Source organism: Agarivorans sp. D1326, assembly GCF_056958115.1.
Map to the genome: position 1 here is coordinate 74821 of NZ_JBTWEN010000003.1, position 22588 is coordinate 97408.

General features: G+C 44.4%; 22 protein-coding genes and 1 other RNA gene. 7 read left to right on the plus strand and 16 right to left on the minus strand.

Annotated features, from left to right (window positions below; genetic code table 11):
• Positions 1 to 109: 109 nt before the first annotated feature.
• From serA to ACYFDN_RS07005, 8 genes are all read right to left on the minus strand, one after another.
• Positions 110 to 1339, minus strand: coding sequence for a phosphoglycerate dehydrogenase (gene serA, locus ACYFDN_RS06970; RefSeq protein WP_483510520.1), 1230 nt, complete (start codon positions 1337 to 1339; stop codon positions 110 to 112).
• 255 nt (positions 1340 to 1594) lie between these two features.
• Positions 1595 to 2248: a ribose-5-phosphate isomerase RpiA gene (rpiA, locus tag ACYFDN_RS06975; RefSeq protein WP_016403199.1), complete on the minus strand. Its 654-nt coding sequence runs from the start codon at positions 2246 to 2248 to the stop codon at positions 1595 to 1597.
• Between the two features lie 136 nt (positions 2249 to 2384).
• On the minus strand, positions 2385 to 2969 hold the full coding sequence (locus ACYFDN_RS06980; protein WP_483510522.1) for a 5-formyltetrahydrofolate cyclo-ligase: 585 nt from the start codon (positions 2967 to 2969) through the stop codon (positions 2385 to 2387).
• A gap of 158 nt (positions 2970 to 3127) precedes the next feature.
• Positions 3128 to 3847, minus strand: coding sequence for a YebC/PmpR family DNA-binding transcriptional regulator (locus ACYFDN_RS06985; RefSeq protein WP_016403196.1), 720 nt, complete (start codon positions 3845 to 3847; stop codon positions 3128 to 3130).
• Between the two features lie 201 nt (positions 3848 to 4048).
• A complete protein-coding gene (locus tag ACYFDN_RS06990) occupies positions 4049 to 4792 on the minus strand; it encodes an outer membrane lipoprotein-sorting protein (RefSeq protein ID WP_483510524.1) in 744 nt (247 codons plus the stop codon).
• Positions 4785 to 5999 carry an ABC transporter permease gene (locus ACYFDN_RS06995; protein ID WP_483510526.1) on the minus strand — a complete coding sequence of 405 codons (1215 nt, stop codon included), beginning with the start codon at positions 5997 to 5999 and terminating at the stop codon, positions 4785 to 4787. Before ACYFDN_RS06995 ends, ACYFDN_RS06990 begins: the two co-directional genes overlap by 8 nt.
• A complete protein-coding gene (locus ACYFDN_RS07000) occupies positions 5987 to 6673 on the minus strand; it encodes an ABC transporter ATP-binding protein (RefSeq protein ID WP_483510527.1) in 687 nt (228 codons plus the stop codon). Before ACYFDN_RS07000 ends, ACYFDN_RS06995 begins: the two co-directional genes overlap by 13 nt.
• Positions 6674 to 6682: 9 nt before the next feature.
• Positions 6683 to 7312, minus strand: a complete 630-nt coding sequence (locus ACYFDN_RS07005) for a hypothetical protein (protein ID WP_483510528.1) — start codon at positions 7310 to 7312, stop codon at positions 6683 to 6685.
• Between the two features lie 500 nt (positions 7313 to 7812).
• Here ACYFDN_RS07005 and ACYFDN_RS07010 point away from each other — a divergent pair, with 500 nt between their 5' ends.
• Positions 7813 to 8550 carry a PEP-CTERM sorting domain-containing protein gene (locus tag ACYFDN_RS07010; protein WP_483510530.1) on the plus strand — a complete coding sequence of 246 codons (738 nt, stop codon included), beginning with the start codon at positions 7813 to 7815 and terminating at the stop codon, positions 8548 to 8550.
• Positions 8551 to 8616: 66 nt separating this feature from the next.
• Here ACYFDN_RS07010 and ACYFDN_RS07015 read toward each other — a convergent pair whose 3' ends face one another.
• A complete protein-coding gene (locus ACYFDN_RS07015; protein ID WP_483510532.1) occupies positions 8617 to 9081 on the minus strand; it encodes an OsmC family protein in 465 nt (154 codons plus the stop codon).
• Between the two features lie 161 nt (positions 9082 to 9242).
• On the opposite strand from ACYFDN_RS07015, the gene ACYFDN_RS07020 reads away from it, so the two are divergent.
• Positions 9243 to 9899, plus strand: a complete 657-nt coding sequence (locus ACYFDN_RS07020; protein WP_483510533.1) for a cupin domain-containing protein — start codon at positions 9243 to 9245, stop codon at positions 9897 to 9899.
• A 401-nt stretch (positions 9900 to 10300) separates the two neighbouring features.
• On the opposite strand, the gene ACYFDN_RS07025 is transcribed toward ACYFDN_RS07020, so the two are convergent.
• Positions 10301 to 11104, minus strand: coding sequence for a PEP-CTERM sorting domain-containing protein (locus ACYFDN_RS07025; protein WP_483510535.1), 804 nt, complete (start codon positions 11102 to 11104; stop codon positions 10301 to 10303).
• Between the two features lie 217 nt (positions 11105 to 11321).
• On the opposite strand from ACYFDN_RS07025, the gene ACYFDN_RS07030 reads away from it, so the two are divergent.
• Positions 11322 to 11642 (plus strand): NIPSNAP family protein, encoded by a 321-nt coding sequence (locus tag ACYFDN_RS07030; protein WP_338622181.1) that lies wholly within the window; start codon positions 11322 to 11324, stop codon positions 11640 to 11642.
• Between the two features lie 14 nt (positions 11643 to 11656).
• On the opposite strand, the gene ACYFDN_RS07035 is transcribed toward ACYFDN_RS07030, so the two are convergent.
• A complete protein-coding gene (locus ACYFDN_RS07035) occupies positions 11657 to 12715 on the minus strand; it encodes a LacI family DNA-binding transcriptional regulator (protein ID WP_483510536.1) in 1059 nt (352 codons plus the stop codon).
• Between the two features lie 265 nt (positions 12716 to 12980).
• Between ACYFDN_RS07035 and ACYFDN_RS07040 the strand changes: the two genes are divergently transcribed.
• Entirely contained in the window at positions 12981 to 15083 is a 2103-nt protein-coding gene (locus tag ACYFDN_RS07040) for an alpha-galactosidase (RefSeq protein ID WP_016403183.1), read from the plus strand.
• A 68-nt stretch (positions 15084 to 15151) separates the two neighbouring features.
• Complete coding sequence (locus ACYFDN_RS07045; protein WP_016403182.1) at positions 15152 to 16855, plus strand: solute:sodium symporter family transporter; 1704 nt, start codon at positions 15152 to 15154, stop codon at positions 16853 to 16855.
• A gap of 71 nt (positions 16856 to 16926) precedes the next feature.
• Here the strand turns inward: ACYFDN_RS07045 and ACYFDN_RS07050 are convergent, their stop codons facing one another.
• The 5 genes from ACYFDN_RS07050 to zapA all read right to left on the minus strand — a co-directional run bounded on the left by ACYFDN_RS07050 (position 16927) and on the right by zapA (position 21044).
• Positions 16927 to 17676: a LytR/AlgR family response regulator transcription factor gene (locus ACYFDN_RS07050; protein WP_483510538.1), complete on the minus strand. Its 750-nt coding sequence runs from the start codon at positions 17674 to 17676 to the stop codon at positions 16927 to 16929.
• A complete protein-coding gene (locus ACYFDN_RS07055; RefSeq protein WP_483510540.1) occupies positions 17664 to 18686 on the minus strand; it encodes a sensor histidine kinase in 1023 nt (340 codons plus the stop codon). Before ACYFDN_RS07055 ends, ACYFDN_RS07050 begins: the two co-directional genes overlap by 13 nt.
• Positions 18683 to 19864, minus strand: a complete 1182-nt coding sequence (locus tag ACYFDN_RS07060; RefSeq protein ID WP_483510542.1) for a hypothetical protein — start codon at positions 19862 to 19864, stop codon at positions 18683 to 18685. The genes ACYFDN_RS07055 and ACYFDN_RS07060 overlap by 4 nt, the downstream gene beginning before the upstream one ends.
• A gap of 637 nt (positions 19865 to 20501) precedes the next feature.
• A non-coding RNA gene (ssrS, locus tag ACYFDN_RS07065) (6S RNA) lies at positions 20502 to 20682 on the minus strand.
• A gap of 47 nt (positions 20683 to 20729) precedes the next feature.
• A complete protein-coding gene (zapA, locus tag ACYFDN_RS07070; RefSeq protein ID WP_152780319.1) occupies positions 20730 to 21044 on the minus strand; it encodes a cell division protein ZapA in 315 nt (104 codons plus the stop codon).
• Positions 21045 to 21313: 269 nt separating this feature from the next.
• Between zapA and ACYFDN_RS07075 the strand changes: the two genes are divergently transcribed.
• A complete protein-coding gene (locus ACYFDN_RS07075; protein WP_338622175.1) occupies positions 21314 to 21919 on the plus strand; it encodes a hypothetical protein in 606 nt (201 codons plus the stop codon).
• A 92-nt stretch (positions 21920 to 22011) separates the two neighbouring features.
• Positions 22012 to 22578 carry a UPF0149 family protein gene (locus tag ACYFDN_RS07080; protein ID WP_016403173.1) on the plus strand — a complete coding sequence of 189 codons (567 nt, stop codon included), beginning with the start codon at positions 22012 to 22014 and terminating at the stop codon, positions 22576 to 22578.
• Positions 22579 to 22588 lie beyond the last annotated feature (10 nt).

The window sequence follows — 22588 nt, forward strand, 5'->3', positions numbered from 1 at the left end:
ATATGATCCGAGTGTAATCGTATCAGTTTTTTAAGCAGAATTTGTCGATGAATGCAGCCAACAAAAAAGCCAGTCGAATGACTGGCTTTTTCTATACAGGCAATAAAGCTTAGTGAAGAATACGGGCGCGAATAGTGCCGTCAATTTCTTTAAGCTTAGTAATCGCTTGTTCGGCTTGCGCTGTTTCTACATCAATCACTACATAGCCAATGCTGTCATTGGTTTGTAAGTACTGCGCTGCAATGTTGATTGAGTCTTCGGCAAAGGCCAAGTTGATTTTGGTAAGCACACCCGGTTGGTTGTGGTGAATGTGCAACAAACGGCTAGTGCCAGTGTGCTCTGGTAGTGCGACTTCTGGGAAGTTAACTGCCGACAAGGTTGAACCATTGTCAGAGTATTTAGCCAGTTTAGACGCTACTTCAATACCGATATTTTCTTGTGCTTCTTGGGTTGAACCACCAACGTGTGGGCTAAGAATTACGTTGTCGAAGCCACGTAAGTTAGACACAAACTCTTCTTTGTTTGATTTTGGCTCAGTTGGGAATACATCAATCGCCGCACCAGCAAGCTTTTTGCTTTCTAATACTGATACCAAAGATTCAATCTCAACTACCGTACCGCGAGAGGCGTTAATCAGAATTGAACCTTGCTTCATAGCGGCAAACTGCGCTTCACCAAACATGTACTTGGTTTGTGCGGTTTCTGGTACGTGAAGGCTTACCACGTCACTTATTGCTAGTAGTTGGTCAAGGTCGGCGATTTGGGTGGCGTTACCCAAAGATAGCTTGTTTTCTATATCGTAGTAGTAAACTTGCATGCCTAGGGTTTCAGCCAAAATACCCAGCTGAGTACCAATATGGCCGTAGCCGATAATGCCTAGCTTTTTACCCCGTGCTTCATAAGAGTTGTCGGCCGATTTTATCCATTCGCCGCGATGTGCTTTGGCGTTTTTCTCTGGAATGCCACGCAGTAGTAAAATAATTTCACCTAATACTAGTTCAGCTACGCTACGAGTATTAGAGAACGGTGCGTTGAATACTGGAATACCTTTTTGCTGGGCAGCTTTAAGGTCAACTTGGTTAGTACCAATACAGAAACAACCAATTGCAACAAGCTTGTTTGCTGCTGCTAGCACACGTTCGTTTAGGTCTGTACGGGAGCGAATACCAATGAAGTGAACGTCTTTAATTTTTTCAATCAGTTCTTCTTCTGCTAGCGAGGTTTTGATCATTTCTACATTTTCATAACCCGCAGATTGGAAAGATTGCAGTGAGCTAGGGTGTAAACCCTCTAACAACAATACTTTGATTTTTTCCTTGCCTAACGAAAACTTTGCCATGTTTGCTTCCTAATACCCATGTTACCGCTCGAGCGGCTAAATTTAGCAAAAAAGCAGCACTTAGGGAATGTAATTTTATTACATCAAATTTTATTCATGATGTGATTATTATTCTATGCGATGATTAGTTTGTGGTTTTTAATGTTGCAGCGAGGGTTTGGTTTAGTGCTTGATCGAGATTATTTATGGGGTGTTGGAATATTTCACAAAAAAAAGAGCGCGCAATGCACTCTTTTTTTTTAAGGTCTTACTTGATTAGCGTTTTTTAGCGCCTTCTGGGGTGCCAATGATCACTTCATTTGCGCCGCGAGCTGCAAATAGGCCATTAGTTACTACACCCACAATTGCGTTAATGTCGCGTTCCATTTTCACTGGATCTACAATCTTCATGTTGTGAACATCTAAGATCACGTTACCGTTATCGGTTACTACACCTTCACGGTAAACTGGGTCGCCGCCAAGCTTAACCAGCTCGCGTGCTACATAGCTACGGGCCATTGGAATCACTTCAACCGGAAGAGGGAAGTTGCCTAATACTGGCACTTCTTTGGTATTGTCTACGATACAGATAAATTGGTCGGCAACCGCGGCAATAATCTTTTCACGAGTTAGAGCTGCACCACCGCCCTTGATCATGTGGTTTTGTTCGTTGATTTCATCGGCACCGTCTACGTAAACCGACAAGTCACTCACACTGTTTAAATCAAACACTTCAATGCCATAAGCAAGTAGCTTTTCGGTAGACGCTTCAGAGCTTGAAACCGCCCCTTTAATGCTGTCTTTCATGGTCGCTAAGGCGTCAATGAAATGGTTCACGGTAGAGCCTGTGCCTACGCCAACAATGGTGTCTTCTTGAACATATTCCAATGCGGCCCAGCCAGCGGCTTTTTTCATTTCATCTTGTGTCATTACAGTGCTCCGAGCAAAGTGAGGGGGAGGGCAACAGAAGCCCGCTTGTTTGGCGCGGATTATAACCAAGCGCTGGCGTTAACGCCATGCTCGTTTGGCGCTTTTTTCGGCGCTTTTATTATTACTGTTTTAGTTATTACCAGCACCAATATCTGCTAGGAGTAATAATCCGTTTAAGTGGTTGATCCCATGCTTGAAGCGGCACTTCGTTTATTTGCTGGCAATCGTGAGCGAGGCCAATAACTAAAGGTTTATCTCCACTAATTTGTGCCAGCAAGCGATCGTAGTAGCCGCCGCCCATGCCTAGGCGGTTACCCTGCGAGTCAAAGGCTACCAAGGGGGCTAATATTAAATCTAGTTGCTGAGGGTCAATTACCTGTTTGGCATCGAAGATGGGTTCGCCAATGCCAAATCTATTGGCTTGTAAGGGGCTGCTGGCTTGGTAACGATGAAAGCACATTTCGCCATTTTTAGTGGGGTCAACTAAGGGCACATAAACCTGTTTGCCTTGTTGCCATAGCCAATTGATTAACAGGCTCAAATCAAGTTCGCCGTCAAAGGCTAAATAGAGTGCTACCCGTTGCATAGAAATAAGCTCGGGATCGTCCTGCAAGTACTCAAGAATGGCTTGACTAGCCTCTAGTTGTTGCAAAGGGCTTAAGGCGCTACGTTGTAGGCGTATCTGTTTGCGTAATTGCTGGCGAGGATCTAGCTGGGGCATATAAACAGACTTAACTGACAAATTAGACTTTTAGTGTGTATCTATATTGGCAATCAAGCAAGGCGCTGCAAAACATTAAGCCAAAATTGAGTCGATACCGAGAAGAGGAAGTAAAGGTCACCAAGCCTGATGAACAGGCTTGGTAAAAACCAGTAGAGTTATTCTTGCTCTACGTTGTGATACACGTTTTGCACGTCGTCACAGTCATCAAGCATGGCTTGAAATTTCTCGAACATCGCTACGTCATCACCGCTAATGGTGGTGTAGTTTTGCGGAATAAAGCTAATTTCTTCTAGTTCAAACTCTAACTCAGGTAAGGCTTGGGTTAATGAAGTCTTAACTTTGAAGTATTCAGTATGTGGAGCAAATACGGTAATCATTCCGTCTTCACTTTCTACATCGGTAACTTCCACGTCGTCCATTAATAGGATTTCTAGAATGGCGTCTTCGTCGTCACCTTTAAAGGCAAAAATAGCTTGGTGGTCGAACATATGCGCCACGCTGCCTTGGTTACCAATTTTAGATTTGGTTTTTACAAAGGCTTGGCGAACGTCGGTAAAGGTACGGCTGTTGTTATCGGTTAAGCAGTCAACAATTACCATACAGCCGCCTGGGCCGTAACCTTCGTAACGTGCTGGAACGTAGTCTTCGCCAGCGCCGCCTTTGGCTTTGTCGATAGCTTTATCGATTACGTGACTAGGAACTTGATCTTTTTTAGCGCGGTCTACAACACTGCGTAATTGCAAGTTAGCTTCTAGGTCGGCACCGCCATTTTTAGCGATAACGTAGATTTCTTTACTGTATTTAGAATAAACCTTGGTTTTTGCACCAGCGGTTTTGGCCATTGAGGCCTTACGTACTTCAAAACTTCTGCCCATAGGGATGCTCTTTTTGTTCGATGCTTAAAAATTCTGGGAAAGGATTTTACCAGCTGAAATACAAGGAACAAGGGTTGGCGCGGGTTCTCGATCAATAATGCGGTTAATTTAGTTAAATCGTGAGGTATTTAACTGTTAAATCCTCACGATTACCTAGGTGCTTGATAGCCTTTTGCGGCTAAATAGCTGTTTGTAGCATATTTAAAGCTGCTCTAAAGACTGCTTACTTAAATAGGCAGGGTTATAGTATTTGTCGGCAAGGCTATGCGCTTGCACCGACTCGTAATCAATCACCGTGCTTTTATTGGTTTGGATGCTATCAACCAGTGTCATGGTTTTAACTACGGTTCGCCCATCTCGCTGGCCTTGCTCAAAGTAAGCTTGTTTTGCCAGTTTGCCAGACTTTAAGTAAAGATCGGCTTTTATTGGAAAATTGCTGCGGTGATCTACCCACAAGTCTATTTTTTGATAGCTGGCACCACTGGTTTTAGCCTGTAGCTGTAAGTGCAGAGCCGTTACCCCATCTAACTCACTAATTTCACCCAATTCGCCTTGGTAATCTTCGCTCCAAGTGAGGGTGGAAATGTCGCCTACCGAGGCTTCTCCCAATAGCTTTTGCATGGGGGTAATGCGAATTGGCCTGCGGCTATTTGGCATAAGCAGCCAGTAGTTGTCACCTAACATAAGCATTTTTTGCCCCAGCTCCGATTGTGCTTTAAATACCACTAATGATTCACGCTCTGGGCGAATATACACATTGTAACGGTGTTTCTTTTTTAGCTGTTGTTTATCAAATTGACTCACCTCGGTGACTACTTTGGCCGATGCGCTTTGTAAGCGGTAACTGTCGGCTTCAAGCAAGCGCAGGCTAACTTCTTCATTCGCATGCACTAAACCAATGCTAAACAAGCTACCTAATAACCATAGTTTAAATAGACTAAACATAAATAAGTGCCTCGGTAATGGGCTTTTTTAAGCCTTTGTTAGCAGCAATGGCAGACGCCAATGCGCATATACACACCACGCCTAAAGAGACGATGGCAGCCAATAAGAATGAGAAAGTAATATGTAGTGGGTAGCCTACGCTGCGCCCCGGTGGAGGAGGCATTTGAATATCAGCAAATAGCAGCGTTAATGATACCGAGCCACTAAGTAGCACGCCTATTAGGCTGCCAATTAAGGCCAGAACTACAGCTTCTAATACAAAGCCAATTAGCTGTTCAGAATTGGCAGTGCCCAAGGCTGATAGGGTGCCTATTTCTCGGGTTCGCTCAGTGACCGACATGCTCAAGGTATTAAATAACGACACAAACACCACTAGCGCCATAATAAAGCCCATCACTCCAAAGATGCGGTTGTACAAGCCTTTTACCGCTTCATAGAAGAAGGCCTGTTCCCACCATGGCGTTACCAACAAACTTGGTTGCTGTTGCTCAACCTGTTGTTTGAGCTGGCTAACATCTTGATTGGCAAATGCGAATACCGACATTAGGCTCACCTTATCGGTGGCGAGCAGGGCTTGGCTATCACTTAATGAGATATACACTAGGCGTTTGTCCATCTCTGGAACACCAGTAGAAACAATGCCTTGCACGGTAAAGTCGAAGGCATTTAGCGCACCCTCTGTGGTGGTGCTAAGCAGCGTTAGCCAATCACCGGGTTGTACCTTCATATTGCGAGCTAACTCGTCGCCTAGCAGAATTTGTGGCAAGTCTTGGTCACTTTGCTCGGTGAGTAGTTGACCAGCCTTTAGGTCTAAAAAGGGCCCTTTCTGGGTGAACTCGCTGGGCAATACGCCTTGACCAACAAAAATTGCCGATTTATCGCCGTTGCTAATTAGGCCGCTAAATTCGATGCGCGGTTGCACCGCTTTTATCCCATTTAATGTCATTAAGTCTTGGCGTTGTTGTTGCCAGTTAGCTAAGCCATATTGCAGGGGAGTATCTTCTTGCTGGTTAAAATACTCTGGGCTAGACAAGGTTAAATGGCCAGTGTCGCGTGCGGCGGCCTCGGCGAGAGATTGATAGGTAAACAAACCAAATCCGCCAGAGGTGACCAAGGCCATTACCGCAATGGCGATAATAAGTACCGACATAATGCTGCGGCGGCGATTACGCTGCACATTACGTAATGCATGTTTTAGGCGACGCATGCGCTAACCTCCTTGGATAATACTTGTCCGTCTAATAGTTCTATTTGTCGATCACAGTGTTCACTCATACGGTTATCGTGAGTGGCGATCACAAAGGTGGTGTTGTGGCTCTTGCCAATAGCCTTCATCAGCTCTACAACTTGGTGGGCGGTGTGGCTGTCGAGGCTAGCTGTTGGTTCATCGGCAATGACCAAGCGAGGTTGGTGAATCAAAGCTCGTGCCACAGCAATGCGTTGTTGTTGGCCCCCCGACAAACGGTCGGGTTTAGCTTGTGCAAAATCGGCCATGCCTACTGCATCTAAAATTTGCATAATGCGCTGCTTGCGTTGTTGGCTAGGCACTTTATTTAGCATTAGCGGGTACTCTACATTTTCGTAAGCGCTCATTACTGGCACTAAATTAAAGCGTTGGAATACAAAGCCCAGCTGTTGCCGCCGTAGCTGCATACAGTGCTGAGGGTCTTTATCCAGTTTTACCCCATCAAAATACAGCTTGCCTTGGTAGTTAAGATCTAACAATCCACAAATATTAAGTAAGGTGCTTTTGCCTGAGCCTGATGGGCCGCAAAGGGCAATCATTTCACCAGCTCGAATATGTTCATTAACATTGCTTAACGCCTGCTGACTTACTTGGCCGGTTTGGTAAAACTTACTTAAGCCTTTAAATTGCAACATATTCTATCCTTAGCTCTTGTTTTGCTTAGCCATTAGCTGCGCGGTTAGCTGGCTGTAATCATCATTTACACCGCTTTGCTGTAGTTGGTTAAACCATTGTTGAGCCAGTGCCGGTTGCTGATTGTTTAAGGCCGCCTCTACAGCAAAGCGGTACACCCAAGAAGTGGCTTGCGCAGGAGATTGCAAAAAGCGCTGGTCATTAAGTACTTGCTTAAAGAGCTGCATGCCTTGGTCTTGGTAATTAAAAAAGTCTGGCACGCTGGTAAAGGTTACTGCGGCCGTTGCCTGCATATATATCGCTTGAGGAAGGTAGCGATATTGCTGCTGCCATTGCTCTTCTCCAATCATATTTAAGGCTTTATCCATGCGTGCTAAGCCATCTTCGGTGTAGCGCATTTTGGTCCAAGGCATCCAAGCATCGTCACCTTTTAAAGTCTCGGTTCCACCCAGATAAAACAAAGTCCAAGGGTCTGAAGGTTGCTGCTGATGGACGAGTTGTAGCTCTTTATACAGTGAATCTAGCTGCGAGTAGTCGCCTTGGGCTGCTTGAAAGTAAGAGGCAAGTTGTTGCTCGTTAATGCTAGCGCTTGCTGAATAAGAGCAAACAAGTAGTAGGCTGGCTAAAGTAAGCTTTTTCATGATCAATCCTTGTCAGTGTGAGTACATGAGCAAGATTACGATTGATATTCCCTTACGGCTGCATGATGCGATAAAAGGCAAAACCGCCGGACTAAATGCCGATAGCGAAGGATGAATGGATTGAGAGTACCGTTATCGATGGCGACGCTTTTCTGTAAATTGCGGCTAGCATTGGATTGTCATTAAAACCTTATAAGTTAATCCTTAGCGCTGCCATTGCTGAGGTTGAATGGTTATTTGGAGTGGTAGCGTTGTTTACCTGTGAAAAATGCGCTGCTTGATGAGTTCACCATTTAAAAGCTGAATAAATATAAAATCTTAGAATTTACAGATTATAAACACTGCTTTAATGTCAGCTATTTATACAAATATTTTTTTTGAATCACTTATTATTTATTAACTACTTGTTTTAAAAGATATTAGTGTTTTGGTATGACAAGTGCATCCGTGTTTAGTGATATGTAGGAAATTACTTGCTACATCCTAAAAAGGAATTAAACATGCTGAATCTACGTCATTCATTGGTATTAAGCTTATTACTGGTGTTAGGAAACGCCCACGCTGGAGTGATAGTTGTTGATTACAATGGGTCTTTTGATGAGGCAGATGTAGTTGCAGAAGGTGGTTTGCCTGCTGGTGATTTTGACACCATTGGTGGGGTCGATGATGTTGCACTTTTCAATTTAGTGGAAGGTGAGAACGCCTTTTATGGTTCAATTTACAGCCCGCTGGACAGCGGAGATGTTTTCAATATTGGCATCACTGCAGGTATGCGTTTAGTGGGAGCCAGTATCGATTGGGGAACCAACTTACTTGGTATTAATTGGACCTTCGGCACACCTATTTCACCTGATTATCGCCAACAAAGTACATTTGGTGCTACTGCGCCAACTTGGTTCCTTGAAGAGAGTTCTACAACGCCAGAGATTTTTACCATTCCTGAACTAGAAGATGGGGTTTTGGGTTTAAATGGCAAAAGTTTTGATGCACCAAGTTTAGATGTTGCTGAAGGTATTTACTTGAGTAGCCTGCTTGATCAAGGCCACACCTGTGCACAAACCTATGTGGTTAATTTTCCAGGTTATAGCCCTGAATGTGTAGAAGGTATCGATTATAAACTTACTTTCATTGTAGAGAGCACTTTACCGGTAACGCAGGTTTCTGAGCCGAGTACTATTTTGTTAGCTATGTTTGCGATGCTTGGATTTGGTGTTTCAAGAAAAAGACTTAGCAAATAACAAGCTAGTTACTTATTCATTAAAGCCTTGGTCTCACCAAGGCTTTTTTTATTGGCTGGTTTAGCACTAAACCACAATATTGGTTGTTACTTTAGTGGTCACCGAGTTAGCAATAAAACACTGCTGGTGGGCTTGATGATGCATTTTCTCAAGCTTAGCTAGGCTCACCTCTTGCCCTGAAAAAATCACTTTAGGGTTGAGCTTTACCTCTGTCATGGCCATTTTTCCTTGCTCATTTAAGGCCATTATTCCTACCGCTTTGTCTTCATAGCTATCCACTACCAAACGGTTTTTCGCCGCGATAGATAAGAAAAATAACATATGGCAGCTAGACAGTGAGGCAACAAAGGCCTCTTCTGGGTCAACGTTTGCTTCTACCGAGTAAGGCAGCGGCACCACATGCGGTGACGACGAGGCTGCAACAGTTTGGCCGCCATCAAAGTGCCAATGGTGGCCTCGGCTGTAATGGTTGTCGGTATAAGCTTCATCGGTTTGGCGTTGCCACTCTACAATGGCGAAGTATTCAGACATAAGCATTCCTGTGGTGAGTTAGCAAAGTTAAAACAACACGGCCTTAGCATGCTGCAGTCGTTAGTGCTTGGCAATGACAAATTCAAGCTTAAGGGCATGGGCTTGAAATTTATTGCCAAGCAAGCAACTCTAATGGTTAACAGCGTTTTTTAGGAACCATTATGCTCAACATGAATTTTGACCAAGCCTTGGCGATCGATACCGAACAAATGGATTGGCTAGCTAGCCCCTCTGCTGGGGTATTGCGTAAACCGCTAGAGCGAGAAGCCAAAGAATCTGGCCATGTAACCAGCATTGTGCAGTATCAGCCAGAGTCTTTTTTCCCTGAGCATCCACATCCACAAGGTGAAGAAATCTTGGTATTAGAAGGCGTGTTTTCTGATGAGCATGGCGATTACCCAGCGGGTACGTATATTCGTAATCCGCCAGACAGCAAACATAGCCCTTTTAGCAAACAAGGCTGCGTGATATTTGTGAAACTTAATCAGTTTGATGCGCGCGACCTTACTCAGGTAAGAGTTAATACTAAGCAAACACCTTGGTTGCCGGGCATTGGGGGCTTGGAAGTAATGCCTTTGCATGAGTTTGAGCATGAACATGTTGCATTGGTTAAGTGGCCAGCCGGTGAGATTTTCCAACCGCATCGTCATTTTGGTGGGGAAGAAATTTTAGTTTTGTCGGGAGAGTTTAAAGACGAACATGGTAGTTATCCTAAACTCACTTGGCTGCGCAGCCCTCATATGAGTCAGCATCACCCTTTTGTTGAGCAGGAAACGATTATCTTGGTGAAAACGGGTCACTTACCGGTAGATAGTTAAGCACAATCGTAGGCAGAGGGATGAATCAGAACTTAGCGAGAAAGAAGTAAGAGCGGCGCCCAATGAGGAGAGTCGGGCGGGCACCGCCCCTACAAAACTGTTTACTGATCGCGTACTCATTTGTAAAAGCTAACTTGGGTGTAATCACCGGCTTCTATACCTATGTGGATAAGGCTTTGACCCAATTAGATTTGTTTAAAGAGTCAAACAAGCTGCTATATGACTGAGCGACCAAAATAGTATATTATTGTATTACAATATGTGATTTAGCTTACAAAAGCAGCGATTATTTTGTTTTTGTTTATCTTAGTGATTAACAACAAAGTCGCGTTCAATTGCGATAAGCAAAAAAAACAGGTGCGTAAAAAAACCTACACCTGCCTATAACAAGATCTAAAGGATTAGATTTTTTTGTGTTGGCGTCGTAAACCTAGGGCGATAAGGCCGATGCCAAATAAAGCCAAGGTTCCAGGCTCTGAAACCGATACAATGGCAAATTGACCGTTAAGAATGGTATCGCGAAAGGCTTCATCTTCATCACCAAGGTAAGGAGTATTCATATTGTCGGTGATGTTAAAGTTAAGCTGCCACACTAGGTTATCTCCGTTTTCCCATAACTCAAATAAGCTGCCGTAATCGGTAGATAAAAAGTCTTCAGCTAGCGCATCGTCTATGGCTGCATCGTACCAGCTGTAGTCAAAAGACCCGGTTAGCGATACATCACCCATTACCGCGCTGCCCGAGTTAACAACTAGCTGCGCCACTTTAATGCTGTCACCATAAATAATCTCTCCACTGTTTTGGTCGTAACCTAAAACGCTAGTGAAGTTAATATTGATGTTGCCACCCTGGTCGAAGCTAACGCCACCCGTATCGGTAAACCCGCCGCTTAAATCGTTGTAGTCAAAGGTCATGGCCCAGTTATTATTTAAGCCAGCGTTATAGAGTGGGGTATTAGGATTTCGGTATAATCCTGTAGCATTGCCGTTGCCAGACTCAGTAAAGCTTGAGTTGACATCTGGGCTGCAAAAGCCACCTGTACAGTTGCCATTTTGCAGAGCCGAAGTAGCATGAATGTTAGTGGTTAAATAGTCTGCCTTGGCTGTGCTAGTACCACCTAAATTTAAGTAGAAGGGCACCGCATGGGCTACGTTTATGCTAGCCGCGAGCACCAAGGCCCAGCAGCAAGAAGGGAGTATCTTCATTTTACATTTCCATTATAAGTTGATGATAGTAATCAGCTTTTCCGTTTTACAATAATTGCTGACTTATTTGTTGTTAAGCAAAAAATAGACCTATCAATATAACCTTATAAAAAATATGGATATTGATTTTTAATTGATGTATCAAAGACTTATATAATGTAAAAAAAGCCGACAGCGATTTGTTTAAGCGAATTGACCTAGGGAGAAAGGATCTAAAATGAATGTGATTGAATTACGTGAGTACCAAATTAAACCTGGAAAAACCGCTCAATGGCTTAATTTGATGGAAAAGGAAATATTGCCCTACCAACGAAGTAAGGGAGTGGATGTCATTAATAGCTACCTATATTGTGACGACAATGGCGATGAATGGTTTGTTTGGTTGAGGCAGTTTAAAGATGAGCAAAGTCGCCAAGAGATTTGTAGCCAGCTCTACGATCAATGGTGGATTAACGAAGTACGTCCCAAGGTGTTTAGTTTAATTGAAGAGAGCAGCGTAAAAGTACGCACGCTGCAAGCGGCTTTTAGCGCAAACTAGATTAGCTGTACTTGCTAAGGCAATGCATTTTTAACTTGCTGTAGCAGCTGCTCTATTTTTGCCTTATTGTAAGTTTTCGAGTCTAAGGTTTGAGTGCTCGCTCGCTCAATTAACTGGGTTGCTACAGAGGCTTTAAAGGGCGGCTCGCTGGCCGAATCGTTAAACAACATGTCTACCGCCTGGGCCGATATTGCCGCAAAGTTTTGCTTAATGGTGGTAAGCGGAGGGTAGAAATAAGCACTATCGGCGCTGTCATCAAAACCAATTACCGCAACCTGTTGCGGCACTGCTAGGCTATGCTCGTGCAGGGCGCGTAATACACCTAAGGCCATCTGGTCACTCGCAACTAATACGCCGTCGATAATCGCGCCATTGCTTAATGCTTCACGAGTAAGTTGATAGCCACTGCTGGCCAGCCAGTCTCCCTCAAGTTGAGCAACCACAGTAGCCTCAAAGTGCTTAATTTGGCTAAGCCAGCCCTGTAAACGCAGCGTTGATGCAGTTGAATCGTGAGGGCCTGTAATGAGCAACAAACGTTGGCGTTGCTGCTTAAGCATTAACTGAGCAGCTTCACTGGCTCCTTGATGATGTGCTGCACTCACCGAGTTAACTTGGCTGTTATTAGGAACATCGATAAAGACAAAATGCAGATCAGTGAACAGCTCTACCAATTGCTCGGCTTCTTCTTTAGTGAGAGGCAGGTTCACAATAATGTATTCAATACGTTGTGATTTTAACTCTCGAGTTGCTGTTACGATCTTTTGGTAGGCGTGTTCATCCACCACCGCAAACGAGGTGCCGTAGCCATGCAATTGGGCTTGAATACGAATGTTGTTGGCAATAATCGAAATGCCATGCAGCGATACATCAAGGGTAATTAGGCCAATAACCTTAGATTTAGCGCCACTTAATAGCTGCGCTCCCTTGTTAGGCACGTAACCAAGTTTGTCGATAGCGGCATTTACTTTGTCACGTGTTTCTTGGGCAACATTACTGGCACCGTTGGTTACCCGAGAAACCGTTTGTGTAGATACGCCCGCCAACTCGGCAACCTGTTTAAATGTAACGCTCACCTGCAAATCCCTTGTGTTTAGTTCACTGTTTCGCTTTAGCAAGCAAATTGTAACACCCAGTTTAAGGGAAATCTTAGTTGAGCCAATAAAACGCGATTTAGCGCTACAGTAGTTACTGTGTTTTCGAAAACATAACTCGATCAATGTCACAAGTAAACGTTTTCCCTGTCGATCTCGATCACATTGTGCTGGCGATTAAATAGCCTTATACACCAAATAGGCGCATATTTCGGCTAAATGTTTACGCAAACACTTGGATGTTGTTATGAGTCAGATTGTTCACCTTTGTAGCAAAAATTGCAGCCTCATTATTAAGCTGGCGCGAGTGCCAGAAATTTTGCATTGGGGCAATAAAATAGAGCAGATAGATGAAGATATTCTGCTATCGACAGAGCGGCCAATTTCACAAGCCCGTTTAGATGTGGATGTGCCCTTAAGCCTTTGCCCAGAACTGGGCAGTGGCCACTTTAATGCCCCCGGAATAGAAGGGCATCGCAATGGTTACGACTGGGCGCCGGTTTTTACCACCACGGAACATTATTCAAGTGAAGGCTGTGCTGTATTCACTTTACGAGATGATGTTGCGCACTTAGAGCTTAAGATTGAAATAGAGCTTGATTACGACAGTGATGTGGTGAAAAAGCGCATTAGCGTAACCAACTTGGAACACACCAAGTACTATCTCACTAAGCTTTCCGCCACTTTACCCTTACCACATCACGCCAACGAGTTGATGACTTTTCATGGACGCTGGAGCCGCGAGTTCCAAACGCACCGTCAGGCGTTCTCCCATGGTGGGTTTATGCAAGAGAACCGTCGTGGCCGTACTTCGCATGAAAACTTCCCTGGCTTGTTTGCCGGTAGCAATAACTTCGACCAGCAAAATGGTCAGGTGTGGGGCTTCCACTTAGGGTGGAGTGGTAACCATCAGTTACGTGCTGATGTAAAAAGTGATGGCCGACGTTTTGTGCAAGCTGGTGAGTTATTGTTAGCTGGCGAAGTACGTTTAGATTACATGCAAAGTTACAGCACGCCTTGGTTGTATGCCTGTGCTAGCAATACCGGTTTAAATGGTATTTCGGATCGCTTCCACCGCTATGTTCGCGCCAACATTATTAAGTTCCCTGAGAATAAACCTCGCCCCGTGCACCTAAATACTTGGGAAGGGATTTATTTTGAGCACGATCCTGAATACATCATGAAAATGGCCAGCGAAGCCGCGGAAATGGGGGTGGAGCGTTTCATTATCGACGATGGTTGGTTTGTCGGTCGCAGTGGCGAGCGCAGTGCCTTAGGTGATTGGTATTTAGATGAGAAAAAATACCCCAATGGCCTAGAGCCGGTTATTGAGCATGTAAATCAACAAGGCATGGAGTTTGGTCTTTGGGTTGAGCCTGAGATGATCAGTAAAGACTCTATCCTATTCCGCGAACATCCAGAGTGGGTGCTAGAGCTTAAAGGCTATCATCAGCCTTCTGGCCGTTGGCAGTACGTTCTTAACCTGCAAAACCAAGATTGTTTTGATTACTTGTTTGAGCGTTTAAGTGAGCTGCTTACTCGCTATAACATCGCGTACTTAAAGTGGGATATGAACCGCGAATTAGTACAGCCAGGGCATGTTGGACGACCAGCGGTTAATGGCCAAACTAAAGCGCTATATGCCTTGCTAGACAAATTACTAGCAACACACCCTAAGGTTGAAATCGAGTCTTGCTCATCAGGCGGTGGCCGCATTGATTTTGAAATTCTAAAACGTACTCATCGCTTTTGGGCCTCAGATTGTAATGATGCATTAGAGCGCCAAACCATTCAGCGTGGCATGAGCTATTTCTTCCCGCCAGAGGTGATGGGCGCACACATCGGCCCAGACGAGAGCCATACAACCCGTCGTTGCCATCACATTAACATGCGTGGCATGACGGCATTAAGCGGACACATGGGTGTAGAGCTAGACCCAGTTAAAGTGGCTAGCGAAGAAAAACAAGCCTTTGCTCACTACATTGCGCTGCACAAAGAATATCGTCAGTTGTTACACAGTGGCCGAAGCTTTCGCTTAAATGCTTCGGATCATCGCCAACACATTAATGGCGTGCAAAGTGACGACGAAATGTTGATCACGGTATGCCAGTTAGCGATGCCAGATTACGCCTTACCTGCACCTCTGCGCATTAGCTGTGTAGAGCCGGGAGCAAGCTACCAAGTGAAGTTGGTAGAAATGCCAGAGACCAGTTTCCAGTTAATGAAACAGCGCCCAAGTTGGTTAGATAAAACCCTCACCTTGAGTGGCGATAACCTGCGTGAAATTGGCTTAACCCTGCCGATCCTCGACCCCGAGTCAGCGCTAATGGTGCACCTGAAACGAATTTAGTTATTGAGTTTTTAGTATCAACCGAGTGGTCAGTGATTGCCGCTCGCCAACTTTTTGAAGGATTAACCATGTCTATAACAGTGTTCTTATCGTTCCTGCTGTTTACTGGCTTTGTGGGGGTATTTACCTACAACAAAGTTAAGAAAAACAAGCACGATTCCCAAGATGGCTACTTTTTGGGTGGCCGCAGCTTAACCGGTGGCTTAATTGCCAGCTCGTTAATTTTAACTAACTTAAGTGCCACCAGTTTTGTGGGTATGAGTGCGCAGTCTTACACGCACAATATGAGTGTAATGGGCTGGGAAGTGGCCTCGGGTGTTACCCTGATTATTATTGCCTTGCTGTTAGTGCCTCGCTATCTAAAGCAAGGTATTACCACCATTCCAGACTTTTTAGAAAGCCGTTATGACTTATCGGTGAAGAAGTTTGTCACCTTGCTGTTCCTATGCCAGTACGTGATTAACATTCTGCCTACTACTTTGTACGCCGGCGCGGTGGTGTTAGGTGAAATCTTCGATATTCAAACTTTACTGGGTGTGTCTGAGTTTGCGGCTATTGCGATTATTTCTGCCACTATTGGTGTTTTAGGCTTCTTTTATGCCATTTACGGTGGCTTAAAAGCGGTAGTGATTGCCGATACCATTAACGGTGTAGGCTTAATAATTGGCGGCTTAATGATTCCGGTATTTGGCCTAATGGTGTTAGGTGGCGGTAGCTTTAGTGATGGCTTACATCAAATTGTTACGGTTGCTCCAGAGAAGCTGCAGTCGGTGGGCACCTCAACTGATCCACTACCATTCTCAACCCTGTTTACCGGTTTGCTGTTAGTAAACTTGTACTACTGGGGAACCGACCAATCTATTATCCAACGTGCTTTAGGGGCTAAAAACCTTAAAGAAGGACAAAAAGGGGTAATTTTAGCCGGTGGTATTAAAGTTATTTCACCATTGTTCTTAATTATTCCCGGGATTATTGCCTTTCATATGTTCGGTGCAGATGCAGGTAACCCAGATACAATGTATACCCGCTTAGTAAACGAAGTATTACCAAAACCACTAGTGGGCTTTTTTGTGGCGGTAATGTTTGGTGCCATTCTTAGTACCTTTAACGGAGTGTTAAACAGCTCAACCACCTTGTTTGCCCTTAATGTATACAAGCCTTTGTTTGGTCACGGTAAATCAGACCAAGAGTTGGTGGCTAAGGGCCGTGTATTTGGTGTGTTGATTGCCATAATTGCAGTGTGTATTGCACCATTTATTATGTTTGCGCCAGAAGGTTTATTCCAATACTTACAAATGGTTGCGGGATTCTTTAGTGTACCAATTTTTACCATTGTATTTGTTGGCTACATTTCTAAGCGTGTTCCAGCTATCGCTGCCAAAGTAGCCTTGGTGGTGTTTGTATCGTCTTACGCTGCGATGCAGTTAGTGTTTGAAACGCCTTTGCACTTCCTACACCAGTTAGCCATCTTGTTTGTGGTTTGTACCATCTTAATGTTTGTAATTGGTGCCTTTAAACCACGCGAACAAGACTACGTTATGCCTATTAACAAAGACATGGATGTAACACCTTGGGAGTTTCGTTTTGAAGCATCGGCCATTGTGCTTTACATGGTATTGGGCGCGTTCATCATGTTCTCAGATATCGGCTTAATGTCAGATGATCCTACATTGCTGCAAACTTACGGATTCTGTGGTTTGATTATGCTGGTGGGTATTTTCTTCAGACACCTTAAACGTAAACAACTTCAGCCAGAAGCTGAAGCAAGCTAATTCTTAGCAGGCTGTTGCCCAGCCTTAGCGCTGGGCTTTTTTATGCCTAGGGCAAGGCTAATCGTTAAGGCTTACATCGCTTTAAATAAATGATTAGCACTGCGGCTTACCGGGTATTCGCTATTGTCTGCTAGTGCTACGGTGAGCTTGCCAAGCATGTTTTTGTTCACCCTTTTAATGGCGTTAACTCGAACTAAGGTTGAGCGATGAATCTGCCAAAACAAGCCCGGTTCAATTTGGCCTAGCAACTCTTTAAGTGGCGTTCGAATAACGTAGTCACCTTGCTGGCTGCGCACCGTGGTGTACTTGTCTTCCGCCACAAAGGCCAAAATGTGATCGATGGCAATAAGCTCTACCGCTTCTCCTTTACTGGCTCTTATCCATTGCAAGTATTCGGGCTTTTCGTCTAGTGCTTGCACTAATGCTTGAAGGTCGTAGCTGGGACTTGCATCAGTACTTGTTTGGCGCTGCTGAATACGTTGGCAGGTTTGCAATAAGCGCTGCTCATCAATGGGTTTAAGCAAATAATCAACGGCTTGTTGTTCAAAAGCTTGAATCGCATATTCATCAAAGGCAGTGGTGAATACAATATGTGGTGGTTTAGCTAGCTGGTTGAGCTTTTGTGCCACTTCAATACCGGTCATGCCGGGCATACGAATATCCAGAAATACCACGTCGGCGGCCAGTTGCTCAGCAGCGGCTAAGGCGCTTGGGCCGTCACCGGCCTTATCAACAATCTCTAACTCTGGCCAACATTCCCCCAGCATTTTGTCTAAATGAAAACGCAGTAAGGGTTCGTCATCAACAATTATTGCTCGCATGGAAACTCCAATTTGGCCAAGGTGCCGCCGGTTTCTAAAGCTTGAATATGTAAACTAGCTTGATTGGGAAATAAGCTCGCTAGCCGTTTTTGGATGTTGCTCAAGGCCAAACCATGGCCTTGTTTGGCGGCTTGCTTAAAGCCAATGCCGTTATCTTCGATAGTTATTTTCCAGCGCTGCTCGGCCACATTAATGCGCACATTTACATGGCCGCCTTCAGCCTTGGGTTCAATGCCGTGAAAAACCGCATTTTCAACTAAAGGCTGCAATAACATGGGTGGCAATTGGCGCTGGTTAAGCTCTTGCGAAGTAAGCGTTACTGAATACTGCAAACGCTCACCTAAGCGAATTTGCTGAATCGCTAAATAAGCACTAATACCTGCTACCTCATCTTCTAGGCGAATGCTCTCTTGGCGGCTTTTTTTAAGGGTAACTCTTAATAGCTCGGTGAATTTATCTAACAGAATTTCTGCTTGTTTGGGCTCTACTGCGATGAGTGCTTTTAAATTAGCTAGAGTATTAAACAAAAAGTGCGGCTCAATTTGGCTTTGCAGTAACTTTAGTTGGCTGTAGGTAAGTGCTTGCTCCGCTTTTAGCTTTTCTAACTCTGCTTGTTGCAGCGCCGAAGCCATGCTTAGGTTTTGCTCGCGGCTAAAAAAGTAGTAGTAAATAACGGCACAGAAAAATAAGCCAATAATCACTACTTTAAGCATTAAGGGCCAATCAAAGTCATCGTAATAAGGGCTTATCCAATACCAAGTATGGGCGCTGCCAATGCTTAAGGTGAGTGGGGCGCTCAGTACAAATGCCCAAAAGCTACTCATCTTTGGAAACATGGTATCAATTAACATGGTGGTGCAAGTGCCTACTGTGCCAAAACCTAAGGCAATAACAAAATGCATCCAATAGGGACCGCCCCAAATTGCATTGGTGAGGTAGGCAATGGGGAAGGAAAACAGCGCGCAAATTGCCAACGAGCGCCACACTGATAAAAGGCATTTATTGTTCAAAAGAGTCCCTCGAGTTTTATTAAGCCAACTTTATTTTCCGGTAATAAGCTATATACCGCATCACTCGCTCCACCAAGATAGCGCAGCCTTGCGCCAAGCGTCCATCCTTGGCTAAATTCGTAATCCAGCCTTGCTGTTGCGATCACGCCACCGTCTTCTGGCGCTAGCATTAAATCAAACGCCGGTTGCCAGTCTTCTATGTCACGATGCCAATGCAGCATTACATTGTGTTGCAGCAAATTTTGACCATTAAACACTTCACCTTGGGAAAAACGTAAGTTGCTAATGTCGCCACTTTGTTGCTGTAAGTAATAACTAATATCGGCGACGTGTTGCCATTGTGTTTGGTTTAGCGCGCGGTTATCAAACCAATATTCTAGGATAAGGTTATCACCATTTAAATTTGCCCAGGTCATACCTATTAAGGCTTGAAAGCCATGATTAAATTCTTGTTCGATTACTGGTGATACTTGACCAATGTTGCTGCTGTTTAGTTGGCTAACACTGCGCTGATAATGCTGCTGGTAACGGCTCTCGGCATGTACTTCCCAAGCATCGCCAAAGGTGGTGACCCAAGTTCCACCTAGGTTAAGCGCGCGTTTATTATCGTAATAACTTACTGCCTGCCATTCGCTATCGTTATTAAGTTGGTACCAACGTAAACCTAGGCCGCGTTGCTGTAGACCTTCTGATTCGGTTGCTAGGTAAGAGTCGGTATAAAATAAAGCATATTCGCCATTGCCACTAAACTGGCTAAGGCTTAATACGCCCACCCCTTCTTCTACTTGGATGGCTACCGGGTTACGCCGATAAGGCAGGAACATATCTAAAGGGCGAAAACCATAACTTACGCCTAAGTCGATGCGTTGTTTACCAACTAACAAGTCTCGTTCGGCTAACTCGGTTTTCCAGAATAGCTCGGCCACAATTAAGTCATGCTGGTTGTCTTGTTTTTGTTTGGCTTGGCTTAAAGCAACTAGCTGCCCTTGTACATTGCCATATTGAGGAAACCAGCGCAGGGCTGCATCGCCAAACCATTGGTCTTCACTGTCGAACACCGGGCTATTTGAAGCGCTAGCAAAACCGCTATCTAGTTCTAAATGCCATTGCTGTTGCCAAGCTGCTTGGCTAAAGGTACTGGTAAACAATAGCAGCCAAATAAAACGAAATTGAGCCAAAACTTTTCCTAGTTAAAACGTGTCCTTTGAGCATTAGCTTACGAGAGTGGCTAAGGGAACTGGTTTGAATGCGATAAACGGTTAGCTAAGTTGATAAAGTGTTTTAACTAGCGATAAATGGATGCGGGAGTTACTGAGGTTTTATGTGGGGTAATTGGAATATGAACTGTTTGGGTGCACTAAATAGGTTTTGCTCCTTTATGTGTTAACTATAGAGTAAAGGCTTTCGCCTGCGGCGACGTCATTAAGCTTCAACGAGCAAAGCTTAGCTAAGCAAAAAGAAAACTCGCCCTGCATCTTCTTAGATCCTCCGTTGCGCATTCACAAGGGAGTCGAAGTAACTCGCTACGCTCAAACAGACTTCAACTCTGCTCCCTTGTTCATTTGCGCTACTCGGCGAAGATGATGGGATTGAAAAGCACAGTCTTGGCTATCGAGTGTGTGATTACTATTTGTGGGTCGGTTTTTTGGGAAATAAGTACCCAGAATACCGCTGTTGATTATAGCCCTTGAGCTATGAGGTTCTTATGGAAAGGGAAATCGTGTCTTTAAAGGAAAGAAGTAACTGACTGATGTGTTGTTTTTAGCCTTTGAGCCATGAGGTTCTTATGAAGGGGGAAACCATTAGAGGAAGAAAGAAGTACCCAGAGTGCCGCTGTTGATTTTAGCCCTTGAACCATGAGGTTCAAGGCGGGAAACAAGACCCTACCGTAGGCTTCTCAGTCGGGCTGAGCATGCTCAATAGCAGGGAAAAATTACCCTTAAGATACAATTATCGGCTCAGGGACATCACCAACTGGCGAACACCCCAGGAAACTAAACTCTTTATACACTGTAGTAAAACTTCGAATACCCTGCGAGTACTCTATTCAACATTACCCACTGGTTGGCTCTGCTCTAGCAAGGCGCGTTCAATGGTGTTTTGTAGCTCTACTATGCGCTGATTCATGTTATCAGCATAATTCTGATTTTTTGCTTGTTCGTTATGCAGCTCGTAAGAGAGGTGCAAACCAACCATAATGGCTAAGTGCTCGGTACTATTAACGCTGCTCTTTTCTTTGAGCGCTTCTAAACGTTGAGATAATTCGTCGGCGGCTTGGCGAAGTTTATCTTCTTCACCTACCGGGCAAGCTACTCGGTAGTTCTTGCCTAACAATATTATGTCTACGCCCTGCGTCATGATTCGCCTTAGCTAAACTCTATTATCGACTGAATATATAGCGCAGCGCGTTAACTTGCAACCATTGTTGCTGCGGCTTGGTGCAAGCTGCGGCAATAACGAGCAGTTTGCTGTAAAGCTAAACAAATCTGCGTTATCGGTCTCATAAAACCCAGTTTGTTTGCTTGAATATCACTAACGATTTGTCCACCATAGCCAACTATAATTATTTGAGCGTTAACGCTAACGCCAGTTTACAAAGTTTTTTAGGTAACAGGATACAAAGCTTCATGGCGCAAGCAGGCAGTTTTGCCGATGAACGTCGCAGATTTTATCGCATTGTTTACCCAGTGCGTTTGATTCAGCTCCTCATAAAAATGGTTAACACTAAAATTGCCAATGTTGACCCTCAAGGCCGCAAAAAATCAGAAGTGAAAGACGCTTACGCTGCGCAGTTCATGCCGATGATGTACTTAGGTGATCATGTTTTCCCTGTATTGGATGTATCTGAAGGTGGTTGCCGTATCCAATGGCGATCTTCAGCGGAGCCTTTGCCTATATCCAGTAAAATATTGGTGGGGCGGATCATTTTTCATAAAGACCTAAGCAAAATTGTTGACTACCTGCCTAAAGATCTCCAAGACGAATTCGAAGACTTAAGCCTGCTTTACAGTACCGAAGGTTACGAGCATCAGTTCGAGGCGAGAATTATTCGCAAGATTGAAAACAAGCGCGATCCTTACCCACAACTATGCCTGCAATTTACCAAGGCCACTCACATGTCGGCGCGATTTATTCGCCAGCAAGAAAGCACCTTAATTAAACTGTTTCGCGATCAATATATTGAGCGAGTGCGCTTGCGCCGCCAACAGCTGAAAGAAGCTCAGCAGAAATAGCCCTTAAACTGCCACTAAATATAGGTTTAAAAATGGCTGCTACCCTTAAGCAGTGTTAGGATTAGCCAACTAAAAGTAGCTAGGTATTTAATGTGACTAAAATTGCATATCCAGATTACGAAGATCTGGGTGAACTACTCATAGGTTCAAAAATATTGGTAAGCCCTGCCGAAGTTCATGGTCTGTTAAGCGGCCTACTGGCAGCGGGTTTACCCAGTGATGGCGACTGGATGAGCCAGATTAATGCGCTGATTAACGATGGCCAAGGCCTACCTGTTGAGATTAAAAAGCAGCTAAAAATTGTAATGGAAGCTACCCACAGTGGTATGAGCGACAGCTTGTTAGGTTTTCAATTAATGCTGCCCGATGACGAAGTAGTGGTTGAAGAGCGCACCGAAGCTTTAGCCCAATGGGTGCAAAGCTTTTTGGTGGGGTTTGGGGTAGTGCAAAACGACCTGAATAAACTCTCGGAAGATGTACAAGAACTGGTTAAAGACTTTACCGAAATTAGCCAATTATCTTCCGATTTAGATGATGACGAAGAAGAAAACGAACAAGCACTTTTCCAAGTAGTGGAGTACGTGCGTATTGGCGCTATAACTATCTTTGCTCACCTAACTGCCAGTGATAGCGACCAACAACAACCTACATTGCATTAAACACTCATAA